The sequence below is a fragment of the Xylophilus sp. genome (assembly GCA_009914555.1).
Classification (GTDB): domain Bacteria; phylum Pseudomonadota; class Gammaproteobacteria; order Burkholderiales; family Burkholderiaceae_C; genus WNDY01.
Map to the genome: position 1 here is coordinate 104,296 of WNDY01000004.1, position 25,312 is coordinate 129,607.

23 protein-coding genes are annotated in these 25,312 nt (G+C 71.0%); 10 read left to right on the forward strand and 13 right to left on the reverse strand.

The window, feature by feature from the left end:
• The first annotated feature begins 186 nt into the window (after positions 1–186).
• Positions 187–1,800, forward strand: coding sequence for an IclR family transcriptional regulator domain-containing protein (locus GAK38_RS04135; protein WP_325341693.1), 1,614 nt, complete (start codon positions 187–189; stop codon positions 1,798–1,800).
• Position 1,801: 1 nt separating this feature from the next.
• On the opposite strand, the gene GAK38_RS04140 is transcribed toward GAK38_RS04135, so the two are convergent.
• On the reverse strand, positions 1,802–2,824 hold the full coding sequence (locus GAK38_RS04140) for a LacI family DNA-binding transcriptional regulator (RefSeq protein ID WP_325341695.1): 1,023 nt from the start codon (positions 2,822–2,824) through the stop codon (positions 1,802–1,804).
• Between the two features lie 186 nt (positions 2,825–3,010).
• Here GAK38_RS04140 and GAK38_RS04145 point away from each other — a divergent pair, with 186 nt between their 5' ends.
• The 5 genes from GAK38_RS04145 to GAK38_RS04165 all read left to right on the forward strand — a co-directional run bounded on the left by GAK38_RS04145 (position 3,011) and on the right by GAK38_RS04165 (position 9,945).
• Entirely contained in the window at positions 3,011–3,949 is a 939-nt protein-coding gene (locus tag GAK38_RS04145; RefSeq protein ID WP_325341697.1) for a mannonate dehydratase, read from the forward strand.
• 188 nt (positions 3,950–4,137) lie between these two features.
• Positions 4,138–5,871, forward strand: a complete 1,734-nt coding sequence (gene araD, locus GAK38_RS04150; RefSeq protein WP_325341699.1) for an L-arabinonate dehydratase — start codon at positions 4,138–4,140, stop codon at positions 5,869–5,871.
• A gap of 208 nt (positions 5,872–6,079) precedes the next feature.
• Positions 6,080–6,721 carry a sugar dehydrogenase complex small subunit gene (locus tag GAK38_RS04155; protein ID WP_325341701.1) on the forward strand — a complete coding sequence of 214 codons (642 nt, stop codon included), beginning with the start codon at positions 6,080–6,082 and terminating at the stop codon, positions 6,719–6,721.
• 123 nt (positions 6,722–6,844) lie between these two features.
• Positions 6,845–8,425: a GMC family oxidoreductase gene (locus tag GAK38_RS04160; RefSeq protein ID WP_325341744.1), complete on the forward strand. Its 1,581-nt coding sequence runs from the start codon at positions 6,845–6,847 to the stop codon at positions 8,423–8,425.
• On the forward strand, positions 8,422–9,945 hold the full coding sequence (locus GAK38_RS04165; protein ID WP_325341703.1) for a cytochrome c: 1,524 nt from the start codon (positions 8,422–8,424) through the stop codon (positions 9,943–9,945). The genes GAK38_RS04160 and GAK38_RS04165 overlap by 4 nt, the downstream gene beginning before the upstream one ends.
• 31 nt (positions 9,946–9,976) lie before the next feature.
• On the opposite strand, the gene rng is transcribed toward GAK38_RS04165, so the two are convergent.
• From rng to GAK38_RS04205, 8 genes are all read right to left on the reverse strand, one after another.
• On the reverse strand, positions 9,977–11,467 hold the full coding sequence (gene rng, locus GAK38_RS04170; RefSeq protein ID WP_325341705.1) for a ribonuclease G: 1,491 nt from the start codon (positions 11,465–11,467) through the stop codon (positions 9,977–9,979).
• Entirely contained in the window at positions 11,468–12,088 is a 621-nt protein-coding gene (locus GAK38_RS04175) for a Maf family protein (protein WP_325341707.1), read from the reverse strand. It abuts the gene before it with no gap.
• Between the two features lie 126 nt (positions 12,089–12,214).
• Positions 12,215–12,682, reverse strand: a complete 468-nt coding sequence (gene rlmH / locus GAK38_RS04180; RefSeq protein WP_325341709.1) for a 23S rRNA (pseudouridine(1915)-N(3))-methyltransferase RlmH — start codon at positions 12,680–12,682, stop codon at positions 12,215–12,217.
• Between the two features lie 15 nt (positions 12,683–12,697).
• Entirely contained in the window at positions 12,698–13,522 is an 825-nt protein-coding gene (gene rsfS, locus GAK38_RS04185) for a ribosome silencing factor (protein WP_325341711.1), read from the reverse strand.
• Positions 13,522–14,133, reverse strand: a complete 612-nt coding sequence (gene nadD / locus GAK38_RS04190) for a nicotinate (nicotinamide) nucleotide adenylyltransferase (RefSeq protein ID WP_325341713.1) — start codon at positions 14,131–14,133, stop codon at positions 13,522–13,524. Before nadD ends, rsfS begins: the two co-directional genes overlap by 1 nt.
• Positions 14,124–15,071: an oxygen-dependent coproporphyrinogen oxidase gene (hemF, locus tag GAK38_RS04195; protein ID WP_325341714.1), complete on the reverse strand. Its 948-nt coding sequence runs from the start codon at positions 15,069–15,071 to the stop codon at positions 14,124–14,126. Before hemF ends, nadD begins: the two co-directional genes overlap by 10 nt.
• A gap of 15 nt (positions 15,072–15,086) precedes the next feature.
• Positions 15,087–16,370 carry a phosphoribosylamine--glycine ligase gene (gene purD / locus GAK38_RS04200; protein ID WP_325341716.1) on the reverse strand — a complete coding sequence of 428 codons (1,284 nt, stop codon included), beginning with the start codon at positions 16,368–16,370 and terminating at the stop codon, positions 15,087–15,089.
• Positions 16,371–16,459: 89 nt separating this feature from the next.
• Positions 16,460–17,179 (reverse strand): YebC/PmpR family DNA-binding transcriptional regulator, encoded by a 720-nt coding sequence (locus GAK38_RS04205; protein WP_325341717.1) that lies wholly within the window; start codon positions 17,177–17,179, stop codon positions 16,460–16,462.
• A gap of 69 nt (positions 17,180–17,248) precedes the next feature.
• Between GAK38_RS04205 and GAK38_RS04210 the strand changes: the two genes are divergently transcribed.
• The 4 genes from GAK38_RS04210 to GAK38_RS04225 all read left to right on the forward strand — a co-directional run bounded on the left by GAK38_RS04210 (position 17,249) and on the right by GAK38_RS04225 (position 21,335).
• Positions 17,249–18,748 carry a helicase HerA-like domain-containing protein gene (locus GAK38_RS04210; protein ID WP_325341718.1) on the forward strand — a complete coding sequence of 500 codons (1,500 nt, stop codon included), beginning with the start codon at positions 17,249–17,251 and terminating at the stop codon, positions 18,746–18,748.
• A 76-nt stretch (positions 18,749–18,824) separates the two neighbouring features.
• Complete coding sequence (locus GAK38_RS04215; RefSeq protein ID WP_325341720.1) at positions 18,825–19,793, forward strand: threo-3-hydroxy-L-aspartate ammonia-lyase; 969 nt, start codon at positions 18,825–18,827, stop codon at positions 19,791–19,793.
• Between the two features lie 271 nt (positions 19,794–20,064).
• Positions 20,065–20,712, forward strand: a complete 648-nt coding sequence (gene upp, locus GAK38_RS04220; protein WP_325341721.1) for a uracil phosphoribosyltransferase — start codon at positions 20,065–20,067, stop codon at positions 20,710–20,712.
• A gap of 173 nt (positions 20,713–20,885) precedes the next feature.
• The gene (locus GAK38_RS04225) at positions 20,886–21,335 is read left to right on the forward strand and encodes an MgtC/SapB family protein (protein ID WP_443089151.1); all 450 of its coding nucleotides are present in this window, start codon (positions 20,886–20,888) and stop codon (positions 21,333–21,335) included.
• On the opposite strand, the gene GAK38_RS04230 is transcribed toward GAK38_RS04225, so the two are convergent.
• The 4 genes from GAK38_RS04230 to GAK38_RS04245 form a co-directional block, all read right to left on the reverse strand.
• Entirely contained in the window at positions 21,305–22,207 is a 903-nt protein-coding gene (locus GAK38_RS04230) for an NAD-dependent protein deacetylase (protein WP_325341722.1), read from the reverse strand. The genes GAK38_RS04225 and GAK38_RS04230 overlap by 31 nt on opposite strands.
• Before the next feature lie 152 nt (positions 22,208–22,359).
• Positions 22,360–22,902, reverse strand: coding sequence for a superoxide dismutase family protein (locus tag GAK38_RS04235; RefSeq protein WP_325341724.1), 543 nt, complete (start codon positions 22,900–22,902; stop codon positions 22,360–22,362).
• A gap of 115 nt (positions 22,903–23,017) precedes the next feature.
• Entirely contained in the window at positions 23,018–24,292 is a 1,275-nt protein-coding gene (locus GAK38_RS04240; protein WP_325341725.1) for a glucarate dehydratase family protein, read from the reverse strand.
• Positions 24,293–24,310: 18 nt separating this feature from the next.
• On the reverse strand, positions 24,311–25,285 hold the full coding sequence (locus GAK38_RS04245) for a Bug family tripartite tricarboxylate transporter substrate binding protein (protein WP_325341726.1): 975 nt from the start codon (positions 25,283–25,285) through the stop codon (positions 24,311–24,313).
• Between the last annotated feature and the right edge of the window lie 27 nt (positions 25,286–25,312).

The following is a 25,312-nucleotide window of genomic DNA, read 5'->3' on the forward strand; positions in this document are numbered from 1 at the left end:
GAAGTGAAGGGGACAGAGGTGCGGTAGCAGGACCATCGGGGGCCATCAGGTATTCCCGGGAAGTGGGATTTCGGCGGCGTGAATATCCATGCGCAACACCGAGAGGCATGCTATTTCAAACGCTCCGAAATCAAAATGCGGCCCTCGGGCTCGCGCCATGCGAGTCCCAATATCCGGGACAAAGCCATGCACACCCCCTCCGCCCGCCCCGCAGCGGCCGCGCGCGCCAGCGACAGCAGCCACACGCTGGAAAAAGCCTTCAACATCCTCGACGCCATCGGCTCGGAGCCGCACGGCCTGAGCCAGAGCGCGCTGGCCGAACGGCTGGCCATCCCGCGCACCACCGCCTACCGGCTGCTGGCCACGCTGGTGGACCGCGGCATGGTGCGCCGCGACTCGCTGCGGCGGGTGTACTGCCTGGGGTTCCGCCGCTTCGAGATGGCGGGCCAGGTCTACACCATGCCAGACCTGATGGCCGCCGCCGCGCTGGAGCTGCGCGACCTGACCGGCGAGACCTCGTACCTGACCGCGCTCGACGGCGCCGAGGTGGTGAGCCTGGAGCGCTGCGACGGCGCGCACAGCCTGCGCAGCAACGCGGTGCTGGGCCAGCGCAAACCGGTCTACTGCACCAGCCAGGGCAAGGCGATCCTGTCGGCGCTCGACCCGGCCGAGCGCGACGCCATCGTGCGCGACGTCACGCCCAAGCCGCTGACGCAGCACACCATCGCCGACCGCCGCCGCCTGCAGGCCGAGCTCAAGATCACCGCCGCGCGCGGCTATCCGATTGACGACGAGGAGATCGTGGTCGGCGTGGGCTGTGTCGGCGCGCCGGTGGTGGACACGGCGGGCCGCGTGCGCGGCGCCATCAGCGTGGCCGGCCCGGCCTGGCGGCTCACGCCCGAGCGCGTCGAGCTGCTGGGCCCCGAGGTGGCCGAGGCCGCCCGGCGCGTGGGCCCGCAGCTGCAGGCCAGCCGCCCGGTGGACGGCGATGCCGTGGTGCAGGCCGTGCCGGGCCAGTGGGCCTTCCACGGCGCGCATCCGCACTGGTGCCCGCGGCGGCGCACGCTGTGTTCTGGGCCGACGCGCTCGCCCCGTCGCTGCATGGCTGCGACGAAGGCGGCGCCGACCGGCAGCTGGCGCTGGCCGAGCGGCCGATCACCGGGCTACTGCCGCGGCCCGACGGCGGCATCTGGCTGGTGCACGACCAGGGCGTGGCGGGCGACGGTCGACCCGCGCGGCGCGGCGTCTCCCGCGCCGGTGGAAGGCTGGTTCGACGGCACGGTCCAGGCCGTCTGCGCCGATGCCGGCGGCAGCCGCGTCTGGATCGCAGCGGCCACGCCCGACGGCGGCAGCGCCATCGGCCCCTGGAGCCCGGAGGAGGGGCTGGAGGGGCAGTGGCGGCTGGCCGAGCCCGCCTCCTGCCTGCGCTGGAACGCGGCGGAAGAAACGCTCTATGCCGCGGCCCCGGCCTCCGGCAGCATCCTGTTGCTGCGCCCCGGCAGCACGGCGGTGCGGCGCCTCGCCACCGTGCCCAAGGGCTCGGGCCGCATCGCCGGCCTGGCCTTCGACGCCGAAGGCGGCATCTGGACCGCGCTGCAGGACGGCTGGAGCGTGGTGCGCATCACCGCCGACGGCAGCCTCGACGGCGTGATCGGCCTGCCCGTGCCCTGCCCCACCGGCGTGGAGGTCGGCGGTGCGGACGGCCGGCGGCTCTACGTGACCTCGGCGCGCCAGCCGGTGGCGCTGGATGCGCTGGCCAATGCGCCGCTGTCGGGGCGGCTGTTCGAGCTGGCCATCTAGCTCAGGCGCTCTCGCGCACCACGAGTTCGAACCCCAGGTCGTGCACCTGCGGCGCCGGCGCGGCGGCGCCGCCGTCGAGCAGGCGCGCGCGCAGCAGTTCGCCGGCGCGCTCGCCCAGCGCCCGGGCGTTGACCCGTACGGTGGTCAGCGCCGGCACGGCGACAGCCGCCACCGGCAGGTCCGAGAAGCCGACCACGGCCAGCCGGTCGGGCACCGCCCGGCCCTGGCGGCGGCAGGCGTCCAGCACGCCCAGCGCCAGCGTGTCGTTGCTGCAGAAGACCCCGTCGATGCCGGGCCGCCCGGCGAGCAACTGCGCGACCGCACCGGCACCGTCGGCGATGGAGGACGGCGGCTGCACCAGGTGCACCGCTACCGCCTCGCCATCGCCGCCCTCGGCCCGGACCGCCTCGCGCAGGCCCTGCAGCCGCTGGCGCGAGCGGCCCTCCTCCGAGCCGACGAAGGCCAGCTGCCGGCAGCCGCGCGCCCACAGGTGGCGGCCCACGGCCATGCCGGCGGCGCGGTTGGAGAAGCCGACCACCATGTCGATCGGCGCATCGCTCAGGTCCCAGCATTCGACGACCGGCACGGCGGCCCGCCGCAGCCGTTCGCACACGGCCGGCGCATGCGTCGTGCCGACCAGCACCATGGCCTCGACGCGGCGGCCGACGAAGGCGCCGACCAGCCGCTCCTCTTCCGCGTCGTCGTAGCGGGTCTGGCCGACGAGCAACTGGTAGCCGGCCTGCGACAGCGCGACCGACAGCCCGTCGACCGTCTCGGCGAACCAGGCATTGGAGAGCGTGGGCAGGATCGCGCCGACGATGCGCGAGCGGCTCGACGCCAGCGTGCCGGCGTTGAGGTTGGGCACGTAGCCCAGGCGCGCTACGGCCGCGAGGACCGCCGCGCGGGTCTCGGGCGCCACGCTGCCGGGGTCGCTGAGCACCCGCGAGACGGTGACGCGGGCCACGCCGGCGGCGCGGGCCACGTCGCTCATGCGGACGCGGCCGGAAGAAGGGTTGGAAGGCATGGCGGGTCGAACGGTAGGCGCTGGCGGAAAGCCGCGGGCCGAAGGGGCGCCATGCGGTCCCGGGTTGTTCCAGCCCGTGGGAATTGTGGCGCAGCAGGCGGCCGGGCCGGCGCTTCCCGGCTTGCCGCCGGTGCCGCGGCCTCCATAATGGACACGTGTCCATCGACATGTCCCGAAACATCGCCCGTGTACATCAGCGAACAACTCCTCAACCCCGATGAACGCCGGCTGCGACTCTCCACCCAGCTGGGCGTCGAGCACGTCGTGCTCGACAACCGCGGCACCGAACTGGTGTCGGCCCAGGGCGGCGTGACCGCCTGGGACGCCGCCAGGCTGCGCGACTACCGCCGATGGGTCGAAGGCTTCGGCCTGAAGATCGACGTCTTCGCGCTCGACGTCGGCTCCATCCTGCTCGACTCGCTGGTCGACATCGACAGCGCGCGCCGCCAGCGCGACGTGCTGGCCGACAACATCCGCAAGGCGGCCGACGCCGGCATCACCTGCCTCAAGTACAACGTGCAGATGGTGGGCATCACCCGCACCGCGCTCAAGCCGGGCCGCGGCGGCGCGCGCAACTCCAGCTTCGTCCATGCCGAGTACCGGCCCGAGGACGACCGCAAGCATTCGTACTGGGGCGTCGGCTACCCGAGCAACCAGGACGAGGGCGGCAGCGCATCGGCCGCGCTGTGCGGCCAGAAGATGGCGCGCGAGGTGCCTCCGGTGACCGCGCAGGCCGGGTGGAACGCGATCGAGTTCCTGGTCGAAGGCCTTGTCCCGGCGGCCGATGCCGCCGGCGTGCGCCTGGCCTGCCATCCGCACGACCCGGCCTACCCCGTCGGCGGGCTCAACGGCATCGAGCACGTGGTCGGCTCGGCCGACGGCATCCGCCGCTTCCTCGCGCTGTCGTCCAGCCCGAACCACGGTCTGAACTTCTGCCAGGGCACGGTGGCCGAGATGTTCCGCGAGCCGGGCCGCCACATGGTCCCGGTGATCGAGGAGTTCGCATCCACCGGCCGGATCTTCATGGTCCACTTCCGCAACATCCGCGGCGGCTACCTCGACTTCCAGGAGGTCTTCCCCGACGAGGGCGACGTGGACATGCTCGAAGCCCTGCGCGCCTACTAGCGCGGCGGCTACCGCGGCCCGCTGTGCCCCGACCACGTGCCGGTCAGCGACATCGACGAGGGCCGCGAACGCTTCATGTCCTTCGCGCTCGGATACACCCGGGGGCTGCTCCAGGCAGTCGTTGCATGGAAAGCACCAGCGGCCCATACCCCCTGATCCATTTTCATCCCCACGACAAGGAACGAGACATGGCCCCACCCGCACGACTGCGCAGCCAGCGCTGGCTGGACAACAACGACTTCCGCACCTTCAACCACCGCAGCCGCATCATGCAGATGGGCTACGACCGCGCCGACTGGGAAGGCAAGCCGGTCATCGCGATCATGAACAGCTGGTCGGAATACAACCCCTGCCACATGCACTTCCGCCAGCGCGTGGAAGACGTCAAGCGCGGCGTGCTGCAGGCCGGCGGCTTTCCGCTGGAGATGCCGACCATGTCGCTCAACGACGCGCTGGTCAAACCCTCCGCCCTGCTCTACCGCAACCTGATGGCGATGGAAGTGGAGGAGATGATCCGCTGCTATCCGGTCGACGGCGTGGTGCTCATGGGCGGCTGCGACAAGACCACGCCGGCCATGCTGCTCGGCGCCACCAGCGCCGACGTGCCGGCGATCTTCCTGCCGGCCGGGCCGATGCTGCGCGGCAATGCGCGCGGCGCCACGCTCGGCTCGGGCTCGGACGCCTTCAAGCACTGGGACGACCGGCGCGCCGGCATCCTGACCGAGGAAGCCTGGGACGCGGTCATCAGCGGCATCGCGCGCAGCCCCGGCACGTGCATGACCATGGGCACGGCCAGCACCATGACCGCGATCGCCGAAGCGCTGGGCATGGCGCTGCCCGGCGCTTCGAGCGTGCCGGCGGTCGATGCCGGCCACCAGCGCCTGAGCGCCGAGGCCGGCCGGCGCATCGTGGCGCTGGTGCGCGAGGACCTGCGCCCGGCCGCCATCCAGACCCGCAACGCGTTTCTCAACGCCATCACGGTCGCGATGGCGATGGGCTGCTCGACCAACGCCATCATCCACGTGATCGCCATGGCCCGCCGCGCCGGGCGCTACGACGTGGGGCTGGAGGACTTCGACCGCTTCAGCCGCGAGGTGCCGGTGATCGCCAACATCCGGCCCAACGGCACCAGCGCCTATCTGATGGAGGACTTCCACTACGCCGGCGGCCTGCCGGCGCTGATGCAGCGCCTGGCGCCGCACCTGCACCTGGACGAGCGCACCGTGGCCGGCACCACCATCGGCCAGAACATCGCGGCAGCCACGGTCTACAACGACGAGGTGATCCGGCCGCTGGACCGGCCGGTCTATGCCGAAGGCTCGCTGGCCGTGCTGCGCGGCAACCTCGCGCCCGACGGCTGCGTCATCAAGCCCAGCGCCATGAGCGAGAAGTTCCTGCGCCACAGCGGCCCGGCGCTGGTGTTCGACGACTATCCGAGCCTCAAAACGATGCTCGACGATCCCGAGGCCGACGTGACCGAGGACCACGTCATCGTGCTGCGCAACGCCGGCCCCCGGAGCGGGCCGGGCATGCCCGAGTGGGGCATGGTCCCGGTGCCGCTGAAGCTGGTGAAGCAGGGCGTGCGCGACATGCTGCGCATCAGCGATGCGCGCATGAGCGGCACCAGCTACGGCGCCTGCGTGCTGCACGTCGCGCCCGAGGCCTTCGTCGGCGGCAACCTTGCGCTCGTCGAGACCGGCGACACCATCACGGTGGACGTGCCGGGCCGGCGCATCCACTGGGCGGTGAGCGACGAGGAGATCGCGCGCCGCCGCGCCCGCTGGCAGGCACCGCCGGCGCGCTTCGAACGCGGCTACGGCGCGATGTTCACCGAGCACATCCTGCAGGCCGACCAGGGCTGCGACATGGACTTCCTGCGGACTGCCGGCAGGCCGTCGTCCGGCGAACCCGCCATCTACTGAAGAGAAGAAGGAAGCCGGTCTGCGGCGGGGCCGGCTGGCCGCGCCGCTTCCTCCGACGCTGCTTTTCGCCGCGCGGCACGCCGGCGCGAATCCGCGCCGTCCTACATCGACAAGGGAACCGGCCCGGCCCGCAGGCGTGCAGGCAGGCGCCGATCGTCTGGTGGCTGCCGGCGGGGATGCTCCCTGCTGTCGTTTGCACAGAACGAGAATGCCCCGCAAACCCTCTCCTTCGTCGGCCAACCGCCGCCGGCTTCTGGCCGGCGTGGCCGTGCTCGCCACGGGCCGGTGGTGGAGCACTCCGCTGTGGCGCGCAACGCTGGCCGCAGGCATCGCCCAGACGCCATCGCAGGCCGCCCCGGCGACGGGATGGCCGACTCGGGAGGTATCGCCGAGGTTCATGCGCTTCTCCCAGGGCATCACCGAGCATGCCGACCTCGATGCGGTCACCGGCGCGCGCATCGAGGCGGCGCTGCGGCGGCAATTCCCCGCCTTCGACGACCACCTTGCCACGCTGACCGGGCCCGGCGGGACGCAGCCGCTGCCTGCTGCCGCAGCGCTGCTCGCGGCCGCGGGCGACGCGGGGCTGCGCGATCTGGCGCTGGCCGTGGTGTCGGCCTGGTACACGGGCACGGTAGGCGCCGGCAAGGATGCCGCCGTGGTGTCGTATGCCGAGGCGCTGATGTACCGCACCGTCGCGGACGGCCAGGTGGTGCCCACCTATTGCAACTACGGTCCGCAGTGGTGGACGAAGGCGCCGCCCGAGGCCGGCGTCTCCGCGCCGGAGGTGTCCAAGGCGCCGCCGCCGGCGACCACCGGCATTCCCGAACCGAAGAATTCAACCCGCCCATGACCGCCGCAAGGCAGAGGTGACACCGTGGCAGCAGGCAAGGCAGGCGCTCGCGCAGTGACGTTCGACGCCAACGGCGACGCGCAGGCCGACGTGGTGATCGTCGGCACCGGTGTGGTCGGCGCGATGATCGCCGACCAGCTGGCAGGCGCCGGCCATGCGGTGCTCATGCTCGATTACGGGCTGCGCCTGGACCGCGGCCAGGTGGTCGAGAACTGGCGCAACATGCCTTTCGAGAACCGGCTCGGCTCCGATTACCAGGGGTTGTATCCGCAGTCGCCGCTGGCGCCGGCGCCGCTCTACTTTCCCAAGAACAACTACGTCGGCCTGTCGGGGCCGGACGGCGCGGGCTTCCAGCAGGGCTACCTGCGTGCGGTGGGCGGCACCACCTGGCACTGGGCCGCATCCTGCTGGCGCCATCTGCCGGTGGACCTGAAGATGCGCTCCACCTATGGTGTGGGGCGCGACTGGCCGATCAGCTACGAAGAACTGGAGCCCTATTACTGCCGCGCCGAGGAGGAAATGGGCGTGGCCGGGCCGAACGACCCGGCGCTGCAGTCGCCTGCCGAGCGCAGCAGGCCGTACCCGATGGACATGGTGCCGTGGAACCATGGCGACCGGCGCGTGGCCGAGATCGTCAATCCGCACGGCTACCGCTCGGTGCCGATTCCGCAGGGCCGCAGCACGCGGCCCTGGCGCGGCCGGCCCACCTGCTGCGGCAACAACAACTGCCAGCCGATCTGCCCCATCGGCGCGATGTACAACGGCATCCACCATGTGCAGTACGCCGAGGAGAAGGGGGCCAAGGTGCTGGCCCAGGCGGTGGTCTACAGGCTCGACACCGACGCCGGCAACCGCGTGACGGCCGTGCACTGGTACGACGCCCGGCGGCAGTCGCACCAAGCCCGGGGGCGCATGTTCGTGCTGGCCTGCAACGGCGTGGAGACGCCGCGGCTGCTGCTGCTGGCGGCCAACGCGGCCAACCCGCGCGGCATCGCCAATTCGTCGGACCAGGTCGGGCGCAACATGATGGACCATTCGGGCTTCCACTGCACCTTCCTCGCGCGCGAGCCGATCTGGACCGGCCGCGGGCCGGCGCAGAGCAGTTGCCTGGTCGGGCCGCGCGACGGCGCCTTCCGCTCCGAATACTCGGCCAACAAGATGATCCTCAACAACATCAGCCGCGTCGCGCCGGCCACGCAGCAGGCGCTGAAGATGGGGCTGGTGGGCAAGGCGCTGGACGAGGAGATCCGCCGGCGCGCGATCTTCGGCGTGGATTTCTCGATCAGCCTGGAGCCGCTGCCCGGGCAGCACAACCGCCTGACGCTGAGCACGACACGCCGCGATCCCCTGGGCCTGGCCTGCCCGGACATCTACTACGACGTGGGCGACTACGTGCGCAAGGGGGCGGAGGCGGCGAAAAAGCAGCTCGAACACATCGGCAGCCTGTTCGGCGCGGTGGAGTTCAACATCACGCAGAGCCTCAATGCCAACAACCACATCATGGGCGGCACCATCATGGGCAGCGATCCCCGCGACTCGGTGGTCGACGGCAACTGCCGCGCCCACGACCATGCCAACCTGTGGCTGCCCGGCGGCGGTGCGATGCCCTCCGCCAGCGTGGTCAACAGCACGCTGAGCATGGCCGCCCTGGGCCTGCGCGCGGCCGACGACATCGCCCGCTCGCTGGCACGGCAGCGCACATGAAGACGCCGCTGCAGCATTCATGCGCAACCGCCGCGCTGCTGGCGCTGTGCGGCGCGCTGCGCGCCATGCCGGCCATGGCACAGACGCAATCGCTGGACAAGCCGCCGATGCCGGCGGGTGCGGCCGGACAGGGCGATCGGGGCACGCTCGACCGCGGCCGCTATCTGGCGGTCGCGGCGGACTGCGCCGCCTGCCACACGGCGCCGCGCGGCAAGCCGTTCGCCGGCGGCTACGGCATCGAGTCGCCGCTGGGAACGATCTTCGCCACCAACATCACGCCGTCGAAGACGGCGGGCATCGGCAACTACACCGAGCCGCAGTTCGCCCGCGCGCTGCGCGAGGGCGTGCGCGCCGACGGCGGCCGGCTGTACCCGGCCATGCCGTACACGAGCTACGCCAGGATGACCGACGAGGACGTGCACGACCTGTACGTCTACTTCCAGCAAGGCGTGGCGCCGGTGGACGCGCCGGCGGCGGGCACCCGGCTGCCGTTCCCGTTCAACATCCGTCCGGTGATGGCGCTGTGGAACCTGGTGTTCGTCGACCGCAAACCGTTCCAGCCCGATCCGGGCCAGAGCCCGCAGGTCAACCGCGGCAACTACCTGGTCAACGGCCTGGCCCACTGCGGCACCTGCCACACGCCGCGCAATTTCCTGATGGCGCAGAGGAACAGCGCGGCGCTGACCGGCGCGCCGCTGGGGCCGTGGTGGGCGCCCGACATCACGGCCGATCCCGTGCACGGCGTGGGCGCCTGGAGCAACGCCGAGCTGCGGGAATACCTCAAGACCGGCCGCGCGGAAGGCAAGGGCCAGGCCGCCGGCGCCATGGCCGAAGCGGTCACCAACAGCTTGCAGTACCTGCGCGACGAGGACATCGACGCCATCATCGCCTACCTGCGCACCGTGCCGGGACAGGAGGGCGGCCGCGCCTCCGAGGAAAGGGACGCGGGCGCCAAGCCGCGCTTCGGCCATGGAACGCAAAGGAGCAGCGAGCCCTGGCTACGCGGGCGCGACGGCCAGAGCGAGCGCGACAGCCTCAAGACCGGCGAAGCCCTGTTCAGCGGGAACTGTGCCAGCTGCCATGCGCCCGACGGCAAGGGCAGCGCGGGGCAGGTCTATCCCTCGCTGTCGCACAACACGGCCACCGGCGCGGCGCGCGCCGACAACCTGATCGCCGTCATCCTGTACGGCGTCGAACGCAAGGTCGGCGGCAATGAAATCCTGATGCCGCGCTTCGACGGGAAGTCCTACGTCAATCCGCTGTCCGACCGGCAGATCGAACTGATCGCCAACTGCGTACTGAAGGAATACGGCAACCCGGACGTGCAGGTGACGCAAGCGGACGTGCGCCGGGCGCGCCAGGGCGGCGCCAAGCCCTTCCTGGCCAGAGTGCAGCCCTCTATGGCGCCGGCGATGGTGCTTGCCGTGGCGGCATTGCTCGTCTGGGGCGCAAGAACGCGCCTGCGCCGGCGGCGTGCAGCGGCGCGCGGACCGGGTGGCGCCCCGCGGCGCAGAGGCTGAGCCGGCGGGCTCCCGCAGCGCCCTCCCCCGATCAGAACAGCACGATGTCGTACTGCGCCGGACCCATCGCCGCCTCGGCCTGCAGCGAGATCGGCTTGCCGATGAAGTCCGACAGGCCCGCAAGGTGCTGGCTCTCCTCGTCGAGGAAAAGTTCGACCACGCGCGGCGAGGCCACGACGCGGAACTCGCGCGGGTTGAACTGGCGCGCCTCGCGCAGGATCTCGCGCAGGATGTCGTAGGTCACGCTGCGCGGCGTCTTGACCTGGCCGGCGCCGCCGCAGGCCTCGCAGGGCTCGCAGAGCTGGTGGGCCAGCGATTCGCGGGTGCGCTTCCTCGTCATCTCGACCAGGCCGAGCTGCGAGAAGCCGCCGGACATCGTGGTCTTGACCCGGTCGCGCGCAAGCTGCTTGCGGAATTCGGACAGCACCGCGGCCTGGTGGTCCTCGCGCACCATGTCAATGAAGTCCACCACGATGATGCCGCCCAGGTTGCGCAGCCGCAGCTGGCGCGCGATGGCCTGCGCCGCCTCCAGGTTGGTCCTGAAGATGGTGTCGTCGAAGTTGCGCGCGCCGACGTAGCCGCCGGTGTTCACGTCGATCGTGGTCAGCGCCTCGGTCTGGTCGACGATCAGGTAGCCGCCGGACTTCAGGTCGACCCGCCGGCCGAGCGCGCGGGCGATCTCCTCGTCCACCGAATACAGGTCGAAGATCGGCCGCTCGCCCTTGTAGAGCTGCAGGCGCGCCGCGCTGGCCGGCATGAATTCGCGGGCGAAGTCGCGCAGCCGGTCGTACTGCTCGCGCGAGTCGATGCGGATGGTCTGCGTGTCCTCGGCCACCAGGTCGCGCAGCACGCGCTGGAGCAGGTTCAGGTCCTCGTGCAGCAGCGAGCCGGCCGGGCGCCTGAGCGCAGCCTCCCGGATGCGCGCCCAGGTCTTGCGCAGGTAGGCGATGTCCTCGGCCAGTTCCGCGTCCGAGGCATCTTCCGCGTTCGTGCGCAGGATGAAGCCGCCGCCTCCGCCGGCCGCCTTGTCGCCGGCCAGGGTCTGCAGCCGGGCGCGCAGCGCGTCGCGCTCGGCCGGCGGGATCTTCTGCGACACGCCGATGTGGTCGTCCTGCGGAAGGAAGACCAGCAGCCGCCCGGCGATGCTGATCTGGGTGGACAGCCGCGCACCCTTGGTGCCGATCGGGTCCTTGATGACCTGCACCATGAGCGCCTGGCCTTCGAACACCTGCTTTTCGATCGGCACCTGCGGCTCGCCCTTGCGGGCCCAGCCCGGCGGCTCGCCGCCCTCCTGGCGCTGCCAGACGTCGGCCACGTGCAGGAAGGCCGCGCGCTCCAGGCCGATCTCGATGAAGGCCGACTGCATGCCCGGCAGCACGCGCGAGACCTTGCCGAGGTAGACGTTGCCGACGCGGCCGCGTTCGAGCGTGCGCTCCAGGTGCAGTTCCTGCACCGCGCCGTTCTCGATGACGGCCACGCGGGTCTCCTGCGGCGACCAGTTGATGAGGATGTCGTGCTGCATTTAGACCTTGATGCCGGCCGCGCGCAGGAGCTGCGCCGTCTCGAAGGCCGGCAGGCCCATGATGCCCGAATAGCTGCCCGCGATGTGCTCGATCCAGGCGGCCGCCCTGCCCTGCACCGCATAGGCTCCTGCCTTGCCCATCGGCTCGCCGCTGGCGACGTAGGCACGGATCTGCGCGGCCGACAGTCCGGCGAAGCGCACGCGCGAGACGCTGACCGCTGCGAAGCGCCTGCGCCCCTGCTGCACCGCGACGGCGGTCAGCACGCGGTGCGTGGTGCCCGAGAGCTCGCGCAGCATGCGTGCGGCATCGGCTGCGTCCTGGGGCTTGCCGTAGATGCGCCGGCCAAGCGCCACGGTGGTGTCGGAGCACAGGACCGGCGCCGGCGGCAACCCGCGGCGCACGCGGCGGGCCGCGGCCGCATCGAGCTTGAGCCCGGTGACGCGCGCCACGTAGGTCGCGGGCGATTCGCCGCCGAGCACTTCCTCGATGGCCTCGGCATCCTCGGCGATATCGCCGTCGGCATTGGGCAGCAGCAGTTCATGGCGCACGCCGAGCTGCTCCAGCAGCTGGCGGCGGCGCGGGCTCTGGGAGGCGAGATAGACGAAGTCGGGTCGGGTCATAGGGCACGATCGTTGAAACTGGTGCCACCCAAGCCAGCAGCCGCCGCGCAAGGGCCGCCCCGCCGCGCTGGCGTCGCTCCCCCTTCACACACCAGAAAGAGGGGGCCTGCGACGCAGCTTGGCGGATTACTCCCTGTGGTATGTATGGCCTGCGTTGATGGACCAAGCACGGTAGAGCTGTTCTACCAGGAGTATGCGGGCAAAAACATGCGGCAAGGTCATGTCGGACAGCCGGATGCGCTCGTGCGCAGCGTCGCGGAAGGCCGGCTGCAAGCCGTCGGGCCCGCCGATGACGAGCGCGACGTCGTCGCCCTCCAGCTGCCAGCCGCGCAGGCGCTGGGCCAGCGCGGCCGTGGTCAGGTGGGCGCCGCGTTCGTCCAGCGCGACGATGCGCGCGCCACGCGGGATGGCCGCCTCGATGCGCTCACGTTCGGCGGCCAGCAGCGTGTCGAGCGTCTTGGAGCCGCGCGGCTCGGTCTTGACGGCCTTGAGCTCCACCCGCAGCTCAGGCGGAAAGCGCTTGGCATAGTCGTCCCAGGCCGTCTGCGCCCAGTCGGGCACCCGCTGGCCGACGGCGACGATCAGCAGCCGCATGGCGGGGGCCGGGAATCAGCGCGCGCGTGCAGGCGCCTTGCGGGCCGGGGCCTTGCTGGCGGCCGCGGGTGCCTTCTTGGCGGCAGCAGCCTTGGCCGGCTTGTTGACCACGACAGTCTTGGCCGGCGTTTTCCTGGCTGCCGGCTTCCTGGCTGCGGCAGCGGTGGCGCTGCCCGCGGCCGTCTTGCGGGCCGGTGCCTTGGCGGGGGCGGCTGCGGCCTTCTTCGCGGCCGCCGCAGGTACCTTCCTGGCCGCGGCCTTGCGCGCCGGCTGGGAGGCTTCTTCTTCCACGGCGTCCGGCAGCTTGCGGTAGTCCGACGTGCGCAGGCCCGAGGCGCTGGTCACGGTGGAGCGGCCGGCGGCCTTCTTCGCGGCAGCCGGAGCCTTCCTGGCCGCCGCCTTGCGGGCCGGCCTGGGCGAAGCATCGTCTTCGTCCGAAGCCGTCCTCCTGGACACGGCCGGGCCCTTCAGGCGCACCGGCGTGGCGCCCCAGATCTCTTCGAGGCGGTAGTACTGGCGGATGGCCGGCTGCATGACGTGGACCACGGCCGAACCGCAGTCGACGATGATCCACTCGCCGTTGTCCTCGCCCTCGGTGCGCGGCTTGGCGAAGCCCGCCTCGCGCACGGCGTCGCGCACGCTGGAGGCCAGCGCCTTGGTCTGGCGGTTGGAGGTGCCGGAGGCGACGATCACGCGCTCGAACAGCGGCGAGAGCTGCTCGGTGTTGAAGACCTGGATGTCCTGGGCCTTCACGTCTTCCAGTCCATCGACGATGGCGCGCTGGAGCTTCTGGATGTCTTTCTTGGCAGCGGCCTCGGACTTGGTGGCGTTGGTCGTCATCAGGCGATCGTGTAGAGGTGGTGTTGTTCAATATAGCGCGCAACGCCGGGCACGACCACATGGTCGATGCCGAGGCCGGCCGCGACGCGGCCGCGGATGTCGGTGGCGCTGTGGATGAGCGGGGGGAGTTGCAGCGGGATTTGGCGTGCGCCCAGCGACGGGGCGACGGAGGCATTCGCGGCGCCGGGCCGTACGGCCCGCGCAGCGACCGAAATTATAGCGATGCGCACGATGTCGGCCGCCCGGTGCCAGCTGCCGAGCGCCGCCGCCTGGTCGGCGCCGATCACGAGGAACAGCTGGGCCCGCGGATGCTCGGCCTGCAGCTCCTCCAGCGTGTCGATGGTGTAGCTGGGGCCGTCGCGGCGGATCTCGCGATCGTCGACCACCACGCCCGGCAGGTCGCCGAATGCCAGCCGCGCCATCGCGAGCCGCTCGGCCGCCGGGCTCAGCGTGCGCGCCTTGTGCCAGGCCTGGCCGGTCGGCACGACGTGCAGGCGGTCCAGCGCGAGCTGCTGCAACGCCGCCTGCACCAGCGCCCGGTGCGCCAGGTGCGGCGGATCGAAGGCGCCGCCGAAGAGGCCGATGCGCCGGACCGGCGCGCTCACACCCATGCGCGGCGCACGAGGAAGCGGCGCGTCAGTTCGGCCTCGGGCGAGCCCTCTTCCACCGGACGCCGGTAGGCCCAGGCGGCCAGCGGCGGCATCGACAGCAGGATCGACTCGGTGCGGCCGCCCGACTGCAGGCCGAAGTGCGTGCCGCGGTCCCAGACGAGGTTGAACTCGACGTAGCGGCCGCGCCGGTAGAGCTGGAATTCGCGCTCGCGCTCGCCCCAGGCCTGGTGCCGGCGGCGCTGCACGATCGGCAGGTAGGCGCGGAGGAAGGCATCGCCGACCGATTGCGTCATCGCGAGGCTGCCGGCCTGGCCCAGCTCGGAGAAGTCGTCGAAGAAGATGCCGCCGACACCGCGCTGCTCGTCGCGGTGCTTCAGGTGGAAGTACTCGTCGCACCAGTCCTTGAAGCGCGGGTACAGGCCCTCGCCGAACGGCGCCAGCACATCGCGGCAGACCGTGTGGAAGTGCACCGCATCCTCCTCGAAGCCGTAGTACGGCGTGAGGTCCATGCCGCCGCCGAACCAGCGCACCGCCGCGCGGCCCGCGGGCAGCGCGGCGATCATGCGCACGTTCATGTGCACCGTGGGCACGTAGGGGCTGCGCGGGTGGAACACCAGCGACACGCCCATCGCCTCGAACGGCGCGCCGGCCAGTTCGGGCCGGTGCTGCGTGGCCGAGGGGGGCAGGCGCGCGCCGCGCACGTGCGAGAAGCCGCAGCCCGCGCGCTCGAACACGGCGCCGCCTTCGAGGATGCGGGTGACGCCGTCGCCCTGCAGTGGCTCGCCGGGCGCCTTGGCCCACGGATCGACGACGAAGCGGGCAGCGCCGCCCGCCTCCGCTTCCACCGCGGCGACGGCATCGGTGATGCGCCGCTGCAGGCCTTCGAGCCAGGCGCGGACCTCGGCGGCCTGCGGATCCGCAGGGGTGGGGGTTGTCATGGCGGCTGGCAAGGATCAGCCTTTCACCGCACGGAAGCCGATGTCGCGCCGGTACTGCGCACCGTCGAAATGGATGCCGCGCGCCACATCGTAGGCCCGCTGCTGGGCCTGGCGCACGTTGTCGGCCAGCACGGTCACGCAGAGCACGCGGCCGCCGCTGGTGACCAGCTTGCCGTCCTCGCGCAGCGCGGTGCCGGCATGGAAGACCACGGCGTCGTCAGCCTCGGCCAGCAGGCCGTTGATGACGTCGCCCTTGCGCGGGTCCAGCGGATAGCCGTGGGCGGCGATCACCACGCCGAGCGCGGTGCGGCGGTCCCACTGCAGCTCGACCTGATCGAGCCTGCCATCGGCCGCGGCGGCCAGCACGTCCGACAGGTCGCTCTTGAGGCGCAGCAGGATCGGCTGGGTTTCCGGGTCGCCCATGCGGCAGTTGAACTCCAGCGTCTTCGGGCGGCCCTGGGCGTCGATCATCAGGCCGGCATAGAGGAAGCCGGTGTACGGGATGCCGTCCTTCTCCATGCCGCGGATGGTCGGCAGGATGATCTCGCGCATGGCCCGGGCATGCACATCGGCGGTGACCACCGGCGCGGGCGAGTAGGCGCCCATGCCGCCGGTGTTCGGACCCTGGTCGCCGTCCAGCAGGCGCTTGTGGTCCTGGCTGGTGGCCAGCGCGGTCACGTTCTTGCCGTCGCACAGCACGATGAAGGAGGCTTCCTCGCCTTGCAGGAACTCCTCGATCACCACGCGGGCGCCGCCCGCGTTGTGGACCACGCCGAACCTGTTGCCCTCCAGCATGAAGTCGATGGCCTGGTGCGCCTCGGCCAGGGTGGTTGCCACGACCACGCCCTTGCCCGCCGCCAGGCCGTCGGCCTTGACGACGATGGGAGCACCCTTCTCGTCCACGTAGGCATGGGCCAGCGCCGGGTCGGTGAAGGTCTGGTACCCGGCCGTGGGAATGCCGTGGCGGGCCATGAAGGCCTTGGAGAAGGCCTTGGAGCTTTCGAGCTGGGCGGCGGCCTTCGTGGGCCCGAAGATGCGCAGGCCGTGGTTGCGGAACTCGTCGACCACGCCGGCGGCCAGCGGCGCCTCGGGGCCGACGACGGTCAGCGCGATCTTCTGCTCTTCGGCCCAGGCGCGCAGCGCGGCGGGCTCGGTGATGTCGATGTTGTCGAAGCGCTCCGACAGCGCGGTGCCGCCGTTGCCCGGCGCCACGTAGACGCGGCTGACCCTGGGCGACCGGCCGAGCTTCCACGCGAGCGCGTGTTCGCGGCCACCGCCGCCGATGACGAGGACTTTCATCGCGGCCTCCAACGAGCCGTCTCTAGGAGGCGGCCGGCCCCCTCGGGGGGCAGCGACGACGCGCAGTGCGGAGAGTGGGGGCTCATGGTTTACAAACTCGCGTTGTGGAAGACTTCCTGCACGTCGTCCAGGTCTTCCAGGACGTCCAGCAGCTTCTGCATGCGCTCGGCGTCCTCGCCGGCCAGCTCGATCGTGTTCTCGGCGCGCCAGGTCACCTCGGCGGCGGCAGGCTCGAAGCCGGCGGCTTCGAGCGCGGCCCGGACCGCCTCGAAGGCGGCCGGCGGCGTCAGCACCTCGATGGCGCCTTCGTCGTCGGCGACCACGTCGTCGGCGCCGGCCTCCAGCGCGACCTCGAACACCGTGTCCTCGGGCGTGCCCGGGGCGAACACCAGCTGGCCCACGTGCTTGAACTGGAAGGCCACCGAGCCCTCGGTGCCCAGGTTGCCGCCGTACTTGCTGAAGGCGTGGCGCACCTCGGCCACGGTGCGCACGCGGTTGTCGGTCACCGTATCGACGATGATGGCCGCGCCGCCGATGCCGTAGCCCTCGTAGCGGATCTCCTCGTAGCTCACGCCTTCGAGGTTGCCGGTGGCCTTGTCGATGTTGCGCTTGATGGTGTCGGCCGGCATGTTGGCCGCCTTGGCCTTGTCCACCGCCAGGCGCAGGCGGGGGTTGGCCGACAGGTCGCCGCCGCCGGCGCGGGCGGCCACCATGATTTCACGGATCACGCGGGTCCAGATCTTGCCGCGCTTCTCGTCCTGGCGACCCTTGCGGTGCTGAATGTTGGCCCATTTGCTGTGTCCAGCCATGGCACTTTCCTTGTCGAGTCTGATTTAATCAACCCGGATTTTACTTTTGCCCGCACCACGGGAACCTGTATGGCCGAACCGATCCTTGTCGCCAGGAATGGCGCCGTCGAATGCCTGCTGCTGCCGGCCCTGGTCAACCGCCACGGCCTGGTCACCGGGGCCACCGGCACCGGCAAGACCGTCACGCTCCAGACCCTGGCCGAAGGCTTCTCGAAGATCGGCGTGCCGGTCTTCCTGGCCGACATCAAGGGCGACCTCACCGGCATCAGCCAGGCCGGCGCTATCGGCGCCAAGCTCGCGGCCACGCTGGCCGAGCGCGGCCTGCCGGCGCCCGAGCCGCTGGCCTGCCCGGTCACGCTCTGGGACGTGTTCGGCGAACAGGGCCATCCGGTGCGCGCCACCGTCTCCGACATGGGGCCGCTGCTGCTCGCGCGCATGCTCAACCTGAACGACACCCAGGCCGGCGTGCTCAACCTGGTCTTCAAGATCGCCGACGACAACGGCCTGCTGCTGCTGGACCTGAAGGATCTGCGGGCCATGCTCCAGCACGTGGGCGACAACGCGAAGCAGTTCACCACCGAGTACGGCAACATCAGCGCCGCCAGCATCGGCGCCATCCAGCGCGGGCTGCTGCAGATCGAGCAGCAGGGCGGCGACCGGTTCTTCGGCGAGCCGATGCTCGACATCGCCGACCTGCTCCAGACCTCCCACGGCCAGGGCGTGGTCAACATCCTCGCGGCCGACAAGCTGCTCGACGCGCCGCGGCTCTACGCCACCTTCCTGCTGTGGCTGCTGTCGGAGCTGTTCGGGCACCTGCCCGAGATCGGCGACCCCGAGAAGCCCAAGCTCGTCTTCTTCTTCGACGAGGCCCACCTGCTGTTCAACGACGCCCCCAAGGTGCTGCTGGAGCGCATCGAACTGGTGGTGCGCCTAGTGCGATCCAAGGGCGTGGGCGTGTACTTTGTCACCCAGAACCCGCTGGACATCCCCGACACGGTGCTCGCCCAGCTCGGCAACCGGGTGCAGCACGCGCTGCGCGCCTTCACGCCGCGCGACCAGAAGGCGGTCAAGGCCACGGCCACCACCATGCGTGCCAAGCCGGGGCTGGACATCGAGCGCGCCATCACCGAGCTGGCCGTAGGCGAGGCGCTGGTCAGCCTGCTCGACGAGAAGGGCCGCCCGGGCGAAACCGAGCGCGCCTACGTCGTGCCCCCCGGCAGCCAGATCGGCCCGGTCACGCCGCAGCAGCGCCAGGCGCTGATCGGCGGCTCACTGGTGGCCGGCGTCTACGAGAAGGCGGTGGACCGCGAATCGGCTTACGAAGTGCTCAAGGGCCGCGCCGCCGCGGCACCGGCCGCGCCTGCGCCCGGCGCCGCGCCGGCCGGCGGCGGCAGCAGCAGCAGCGGCAGCGCCCTCAACGAGATCCTGTTCGGCAGCACCGGCCCGCGCGGCGGCAAGCGCGACGGGCTGGTGCAGACCATGGCCAAGTCCGCCGTGCGCAGCCTGGGCGCCTCGGCGGGCCGGCAGATCCTGCGCGGCGTGCTGGGCGGCATCTTCGGCAAGAAGTGAACGCCATACTCCCACCCTGACCCTCTCACAGCGCGCGTTTTTCGGACGCTACAGGCATATACCCCAGGAGACTGCCATGACCGCCCTGCCCACCTACAACGACGTCGCCGCCGCCGCCCGCCGGCTTGCGGGCCATGCGCACCGCACGCCGGTGCTGCGTTCCTCCTGGGCCGATGCGGAGCTGGGTGCGCAGGTCTTCTTCAAGGCCGAGAACTTCCAGCGCACCGGTGCCTTCAAGTTCCGCGGCGCCTACAACACGCTGGCGCAGTTCAGCGACGAACAGCGGCGCGCCGGCGTGCTGGCGTTCTCGTCCGGCAACCATGCCCAGGCCATCGCGCTGGCCGCGCGCACGCAGGGCATCCCGAGCGTCATCGTCATGCCGCTCGATGCCCCGGCCACCAAGATGGCGGCCACGCGCGAATACGGCGCCCAGGTCGTCACCTACGATCGTTTCACCGAGGACCGCGAGGCCATCGCCCGGCGCATCGCCGTAGAGCGCGGTCTGACGCTGGTGCCGCCCTACGACCATGCGCAGGTCATCGCCGGCCAGGGCACGGCGGCGCTGGAGCTGTTCGAGGACGTGGGCGCGCTCGACTACCTGTTCGTGCCGCTGGGCGGCGGCGGTCTGACCTCGGGCTGCCTGCTCGCGGCCCAGGGGCTGGCGCCGCAGTGCCGCGTGATCGGCGTGGAACCCGAGGCCGGCAACGATGCGCAGCAGTCCTTCCGCGCAGGCCGGATCGTGCGCATCGCCACGCCGCAGACGATCGCCGACGGCGCGCAGACCCAGTCGGTGGGCGAACTCACCTTCGCGCTGATCCGCCAGCATGCCGACGACGTGCTGACCGCCACCGACGAGCAACTGGTCGAGGCGCTGCGCTTCTTCGCCGCGCGCATGAAGATCGTGGTCGAGCCCACCGGCGCGCTGGCCTTTGCGGGCGCGCGGCATGGCACGGCCGACATCCGCGGCACGCGGGTGGGGGTGATCATCAGCGGGGGGAATGTGGATCTGGAGCGCTACGCACGGTTCATCGCGCCGGGCGTTTGACCCGTCCGGCCCTTCGCGAGCAAACGCCAAAAGCGCTCCCACTGCACATTCGATCCAAGGTTAGATCGCCTGGTTCGCGCTCGCCGGCGCAGCCCTCGGCGTAGCGCTCGCATGTTCCACGGACCTGCGTCTGCCGCACGGTCTCTTCGGCGGAGCAATCGCAGGGATGGCAGTCGGCAGAGTGACGATCTGGCTGCGCAGTGCCAGGCAATCGCGGCTCGGCTCGTAGGGGACAATCGAAGTCGTTTACCGACTTCCCTGCGCGACCGCCATGAGCACCACCTCCTCCAACAACAACGTCCACGTCATCGACCACCCCCTGGTCCAGCACAAGCTCACGCTGATGCGCCGCAAGGACGCCAGCACCAACAGCTTCCGCCGCCTGCTCGGCGAACTGGCGAGCCTCATGGCCTACGAGGTCACGCGCGAACTGCCCCTGCAGGAGATCGAGATCGAGACGCCGCTCGAAACCACCACCGGCCGTGTGATCGACGGCAAGAAGCAGGTGCTGGTGTCGATCCTGCGCGCGGGCAACGGCTTTCTCGACGGCATGCTCAACGTGATCCCCGGTGCGCGCGTGGGCCACATCGGCCTCTACCGCGACCCCCAGACGCTGCAGCCCGTCGAGTACTACTTCAAGATGCCCTCCGAGATGCAGGAGCGCGGCGTGATCGTGGTGGACCCGATGCTGGCCACCGGCAACTCGGCCGCCGCCGCGGTCAGCCGCTTGAAGCAGCTCCATCCGCAGTCGATCACCTTCGTCTGCCTGCTGGCCGCGCCCGAAGGCGTGGCCACGCTCCGCAAGGCCCATCCGGACGTGGCCATCTACACCGCCGCCATCGACCGCGAGCTCAACGAGCACGGCTACATCGTCCCTGGCCTGGGCGATGCGGGCGACCGCATCTTCGGCACCAAGTAGCAGGCGCTGCCGCAGCGGTCACCAGCTGTTGCAACCCATACCCCCCGGCCCCGCAGAATCGGTGCCGCTATGGCAACTGCAATAACGAGCGTCGACTGGATGGACCGCGTGGCCGCCACGGTGGCCGGCGAGTTCTCCGACATCGACGACGTGGAACGCACCACCGCCTGATCTTGCGGCTGGGCATCGCCGCCCTGCTCGGCGGCCTGCTGGGCCTGGAGCGCGAGCGCAGCGGCAAGTCGGCGGGGGTGCTCACCCACATGCTCGTGGCCATGGGGTCCGCGCTGTTCCTGCTGGTCTCGCAGCAGTCGGGCATCGCCCGGGCCGACATCGGCCGCGTCGTGCAGGGCCTGGTGGCGGGCATCGGCTTCCTCGGCGCGGGCGCCATCCTCAAGCACAGCGAAGACCACCGTGTCCAGGGGCTGACCACGGCAGCCGGCATCTGGCTCACCGCGGCCATCGGCATGGCCGCCGGCCTGGGCCAGGAAATGACGGCGCTGCTGAGCACGCTGCTGGCGCTCCTGGTGCTGTCGCTGGAGCCGGTCGTCGGCCGGCTGGCGCGGCGGCAGCACACGCCGGTTGCGACGGTCGATCAGCCGGCCTCGCCTGGCACCCCCGGATAGTTCTTGCCGCGCGGGCGGTCCAGCGCATGGACCAGCGCGGACAGCGCCGGCCCGCAGGCGGCCTCGACCTTGAGCGCGAAGAGTTCGTCGCCCCGCGTGCAGCCCAGGTTGACGCAGGCAACCGGCAGGCCGCGCTCGACGGCCGCATGGACGAAGCGCAGGCCCGAATACACCATCAGCGACGAACCGGCGACCAGCACCGCGTCGGACGCGGCCAGCCCGTCGCGCACCGCCTGCACCCGGTCGCGCGGCACGCTTTCGCCGAAGAACACCACGTCCGGCTTGAGCGGGCCGCCGCCGCAGTGCGGACAGCCGGGCACGTCGAAGGCGGAGAAGTCATGGCCCTCCAGGTCCGCATCGCCGTCGGGCGCGGCGCCGGCTTCGAGCGCGGCCCAGGCCGGGTTGCGGCGCAGCAGTTCCTGCTGCAGCCGGATGCGCGGATGCCGCGCGCCGCAGGCCATGCAGACGACGGTGTCGAGCCGGCCGTGCAGGTCGATGGTGCGCCGGCTGCCGGCGGCCGCGTGCAGGCCGTCGACGTTCTGGGTGACCAGCAGGCCGACGCGCCCGGCCGCCTCCAGCGCGGCCAGCGCAGCATGGGCCGGGCCGGGCCGCGCGCCGCTCATGGTCCGCCAGCCGACCAGGCTGCGCGCCCAGTAGCGGCGGCGCACGGCCTCGTCGCCCATGAAGGACTGGAAGGTGACGGGCTGCGGGCGCTTCCAGGCGCCGTCCTCGTCGCGGTAGTCCGGGATGCCGGATTCAGTGCTGACGCCGGCGCCGGTCAGAACGAACAGGCGCGGGTACTGCCGCACGAAGGACTCCAGGGCCGCATCGGCCTGCTGTGCGGCGGCGGAGAGGTCGGGGAGGATGTCCATGCGGGGTCGGCGACCGCCCGCGGGAACGGGCGCCCTGCCATCGTAGCCGACGGCACCCGCGCATGTGTGACGGCCCTCCCCGGCCAGCGGCCATGCCGGGGGTATAGGCCAGAGGCAGGCGAAGGCCGCCCGCCTCCGACCCATACTCCTTATTACAGCTTGGTGATGACGGCACAGCCGATGCGCGGGCCGGAGTTGCCGGCGGGCTGGGTGACGAAGTCGTCCGGGTCGCGGTGCACGATCAGCGCGCGGCCCAGGATGTTGTCGGGCGCACCTTCGGTCAGCGACACGGCATGGCTGGTCACGCTGAACCTGGCCACGCCGTTGGCGTCGGCCTGCAGGCTGGGCAGTTCGCCGGCATGGGTGCCCGGGGCGCCGAAGCGGTCGTGCACGGCGCCGGTCGGATTGAAGTGGCCGCCGGAGGCATTGCCGTTGTCGCCGCAGTCGCCCTTCTCGTGGATGTGGAAGCCGTGGATCGAGTTGGGCGCCAGGCCCGAGACTTCGCCGCTGATCAGCACGCCGTGGCTCAGCGCCAGCAGCTTGACCTTGCCGACCGTGGGATTGGGGCTGATGGCGCCGGTGGGCGCGATGTCGGCGGATGCCTGCGGATGCGCATTGTTCTGCGGCGAGGTGCAGGCGGCCAGCAGCGCGGCGGACAGGACGGCGCCGGCAACGGCGGAGCGACGGAGGGACATGGAGCTGGTGCCTTTCGGGTGGTGCATTGGCCTGCGCCGGCAACCGGAATCATTCGCGCAGACGCCAGCGAGCATAGCGAAGCCCCCGGCTGCCTTGTATGCGAATGCAGCCCTGTCAGAAGCGCGGGGTCCTGCCGGTGAACGACGGGTCGTAGCGCTGCATCTGCTTGAGGTCGTTGCGGTTGCGCACGCCGCATTCCAGGTACTGCGCATGGAGCGCGGCGAGCGCGTCGCGGTCCAGCGCCACGCCCAGGCCCGGCGTGTCGGGCACCGCGACCGCGCCGTGGTCGCAGCGGATGCGGCCGCCCTGCACCACTTCCTCCTCCTGCCACGGATAGTGGGTGTCGCAGGCATAGGTCAGGTTCGGCACGCTGGCGGCCACATGGGTCATCGCCATGAGGCTGATGCCCAGGTGCGAGTTGGAATGCATAGACATGCCCAGGCCCCAGAGCCGGCACATGCGCGCCAGCGTCTGCGTGGCGCGCAGGCCGCCCCAGTAGTGGTGGTCGGACAGCAGCACCTGCACCGCCCCCATCGCGCACCCCTGGCGGAAGTCGTCCATCGTGGTGATAACCATGTTGGTCGCGAGCGGCAGCCGGGTGTGCTTCGCCAGTTCGGCCATGCCGGCGAGGCCGGGCGTCGGGTCTTCGTAGTACTCCAGGATCTCGTCGAGCGCCGGCGCCGCCGCGATGCTGGCTTCCAGCGACCAGTTGGCGTTCGGGTCCAGCCGCAGCGGCAGGCCCGGGAAGGCCTCGGCCAGCGCCTGCATGCAGGCCACCTCGTGCGACGGCTCGAACACGCCGCCCTTGAGCTTGATGCTCTGGAAGCCGTAGAGGTCGATCATGCGCCGCGCCTGCGCCACGATCTGCGCGGGGCTGATGCCCTCGCCCCAGGCGTCGGGCGCATACGGCCGGCCGATGTGCTCGGCGTACTTGAAGAACAGGTAGGCGCTGTAGGGCACCGCATCGCGCACCTTGCCGCCCAGCAGGTCGACCACCGGCGCGCCGACGATCTGGCCCTGCAGGTCGAGCATGCCGACCTCGAAGGCGCTGATGACCTTGGGCGCGTTCTTGGCCGCATGCGAGCCGGGCGCCAGCTCGAACTCCACCGCGCCGGGCACGGCCTTGATGGTGGCGCGCACGCGTTCTTCCATCGCGTTGAGCGCGAAGGGCGACAGGCCGATCAGCAGCGGGCGGGCCTGCTCCAGCACCTTCAGCATCGGCTCGTCGCCATAGGTCTCGGAGATGCCGACGCGGCCGTCGCTGGTCTCGATCTCGACGATGGCGCGCAGCGCCCAGGGTTCGTGGATGCCGGCCGCGTTGAGCAGCGGTCCGTCGCGGAAGGCGATCGGCGTGATGCGGACGTGGGTGATGGTGGTGTCGCGTGCCATGTTCTCTTGTGCGTGCTGCTATTCGGCGGTGGCGCCGCTCCTGCGGACCAGCTCGCCCAGGCGGGCGGTATCGGCGGCGGTGATGGCGGCGAGTTCGGCCGGCGTGCTGCCGACCACCTCCATGCCGAACTGCGTCTCCAGCTTGCTCGTGAGCCCGGGCGACCGCAGCGCCTTGACGACGTCGGCATTCAGCCGGGCGATCACTGCCTTCGGCGTGCCCCTGGGCGCATACAGCGCCTGCCACGAGACCAGGTCCAGCCCGGGGAAGCCGGCCTCGGCCGTCGTGGGCACGTCGGGCGCGAGCGGCGAGCGCGTCCTGGTCGTCACGGCCAGGAACTTGAGCTTGCCGGCCTTTACCAGCGGCAGGCCGGCGGTGAGCTGGTCGAACAGGAAAGGCACGTTGCCGGCGGCCACGTCCTGCAGCGCCTGCGGGCTGCCTTTGTAGGCGATGTGCTGCATCGGCACCTTGATCAGCTCGGCCATCTGGGCGCCGGTCAGGTGGGTGGAGGTGCCGGCGCCCGACGAGGCATAGGATGCCTTCTCCGGGTTCCTGCGGATCCAGGCGACCAGTTTCTGCACCGTATTCACGCCGAGCGCGCTGTTGACCATCAGCACATTGGGCACGTAGGCGATCAGCGTGACCGGCTCGAAGTCCTTCACCGGGTCGTAGGGCAGCTTCCTGTAGAGCGCCGCATTGATGGCATGCGTGCTGATCGTGCCGCCGATGAGCGTATAGCCGTCGGCCGGCGCACGGGCCACGGCCTGCACGCCGATGGTGCCGCCGGCGCCGGGCCGGTTGTCGATCACCACCGCCTGCTTCAGCGAGACTGACAGTTTCTGCCCGACGGCACGGGCCACCACGTCGGTCGATCCGCCGGGCGCGAACGGCACCACCCAGGTGATGGGCTTGGCGGCGGGCCAGTCGGACGCCTGAACGGCGGTGGCAAAGAGGCCGAGGGCGCTGCCGGCGGCCAAGACAAGACGACGGTGCATGGGATGTCTCCGATCGTTGAAGTGCAC

Excerpts from the sequence above, each read along its gene's own strand:
- GAK38_RS04140 (WP_325341695.1), bottom strand. The coding sequence starts at position 2,824 with ATGCCTTCCAACCCTTCTTCCGGCCGCGTCCGCATGAGCGACGTGGCC.
- GAK38_RS04240 (WP_325341725.1), bottom strand. The coding sequence starts at position 24,292 with ATGGCACGCGACACCACCATCACCCACGTCCGCATCACGCCGATCGCC.
- rlmH (WP_325341709.1), bottom strand. The coding sequence starts at position 12,682 with ATGCGGCTGCTGATCGTCGCCGTCGGCCAGCGGGTGCCCGACTGGGCG.
- GAK38_RS04135 (WP_325341693.1), top strand. The coding sequence starts at position 187 with ATGCACACCCCCTCCGCCCGCCCCGCAGCGGCCGCGCGCGCCAGCGAC.
- GAK38_RS04175 (WP_325341707.1), bottom strand. The coding sequence starts at position 12,088 with ATGACCCGACCCGACTTCGTCTATCTCGCCTCCCAGAGCCCGCGCCGC.
- GAK38_RS04160 (WP_325341744.1), top strand. The coding sequence starts at position 6,845 with ATGATCGCCGACCAGCTGGCAGGCGCCGGCCATGCGGTGCTCATGCTC.
- nadD (WP_325341713.1), bottom strand. The coding sequence starts at position 14,133 with ATGGGTGTGAGCGCGCCGGTCCGGCGCATCGGCCTCTTCGGCGGCGCC.
- GAK38_RS04155 (WP_325341701.1), top strand. The coding sequence starts at position 6,080 with ATGCCCCGCAAACCCTCTCCTTCGTCGGCCAACCGCCGCCGGCTTCTG.
- GAK38_RS04245 (WP_325341726.1), bottom strand. The coding sequence starts at position 25,285 with ATGCACCGTCGTCTTGTCTTGGCCGCCGGCAGCGCCCTCGGCCTCTTT.
- GAK38_RS04230 (WP_325341722.1), bottom strand. The coding sequence starts at position 22,207 with ATGGACATCCTCCCCGACCTCTCCGCCGCCGCACAGCAGGCCGATGCG.
- rsfS (WP_325341711.1), bottom strand. The coding sequence starts at position 13,522 with ATGACGACCAACGCCACCAAGTCCGAGGCCGCTGCCAAGAAAGACATC.
- araD (WP_325341699.1), top strand. The coding sequence starts at position 4,138 with ATGGCCCCACCCGCACGACTGCGCAGCCAGCGCTGGCTGGACAACAAC.
- hemF (WP_325341714.1), bottom strand. The coding sequence starts at position 15,071 with ATGACAACCCCCACCCCTGCGGATCCGCAGGCCGCCGAGGTCCGCGCC.
- upp (WP_325341721.1), top strand. The coding sequence starts at position 20,065 with ATGAGCACCACCTCCTCCAACAACAACGTCCACGTCATCGACCACCCC.
- GAK38_RS04205 (WP_325341717.1), bottom strand. The coding sequence starts at position 17,179 with ATGGCTGGACACAGCAAATGGGCCAACATTCAGCACCGCAAGGGTCGC.
- GAK38_RS04215 (WP_325341720.1), top strand. The coding sequence starts at position 18,825 with ATGACCGCCCTGCCCACCTACAACGACGTCGCCGCCGCCGCCCGCCGG.
- rng (WP_325341705.1), bottom strand. The coding sequence starts at position 11,467 with ATGCAGCACGACATCCTCATCAACTGGTCGCCGCAGGAGACCCGCGTG.
- purD (WP_325341716.1), bottom strand. The coding sequence starts at position 16,370 with ATGAAAGTCCTCGTCATCGGCGGCGGTGGCCGCGAACACGCGCTCGCG.
- GAK38_RS04165 (WP_325341703.1), top strand. The coding sequence starts at position 8,422 with ATGAAGACGCCGCTGCAGCATTCATGCGCAACCGCCGCGCTGCTGGCG.
- GAK38_RS04210 (WP_325341718.1), top strand. The coding sequence starts at position 17,249 with ATGGCCGAACCGATCCTTGTCGCCAGGAATGGCGCCGTCGAATGCCTG.
- GAK38_RS04235 (WP_325341724.1), bottom strand. The coding sequence starts at position 22,902 with ATGTCCCTCCGTCGCTCCGCCGTTGCCGGCGCCGTCCTGTCCGCCGCG.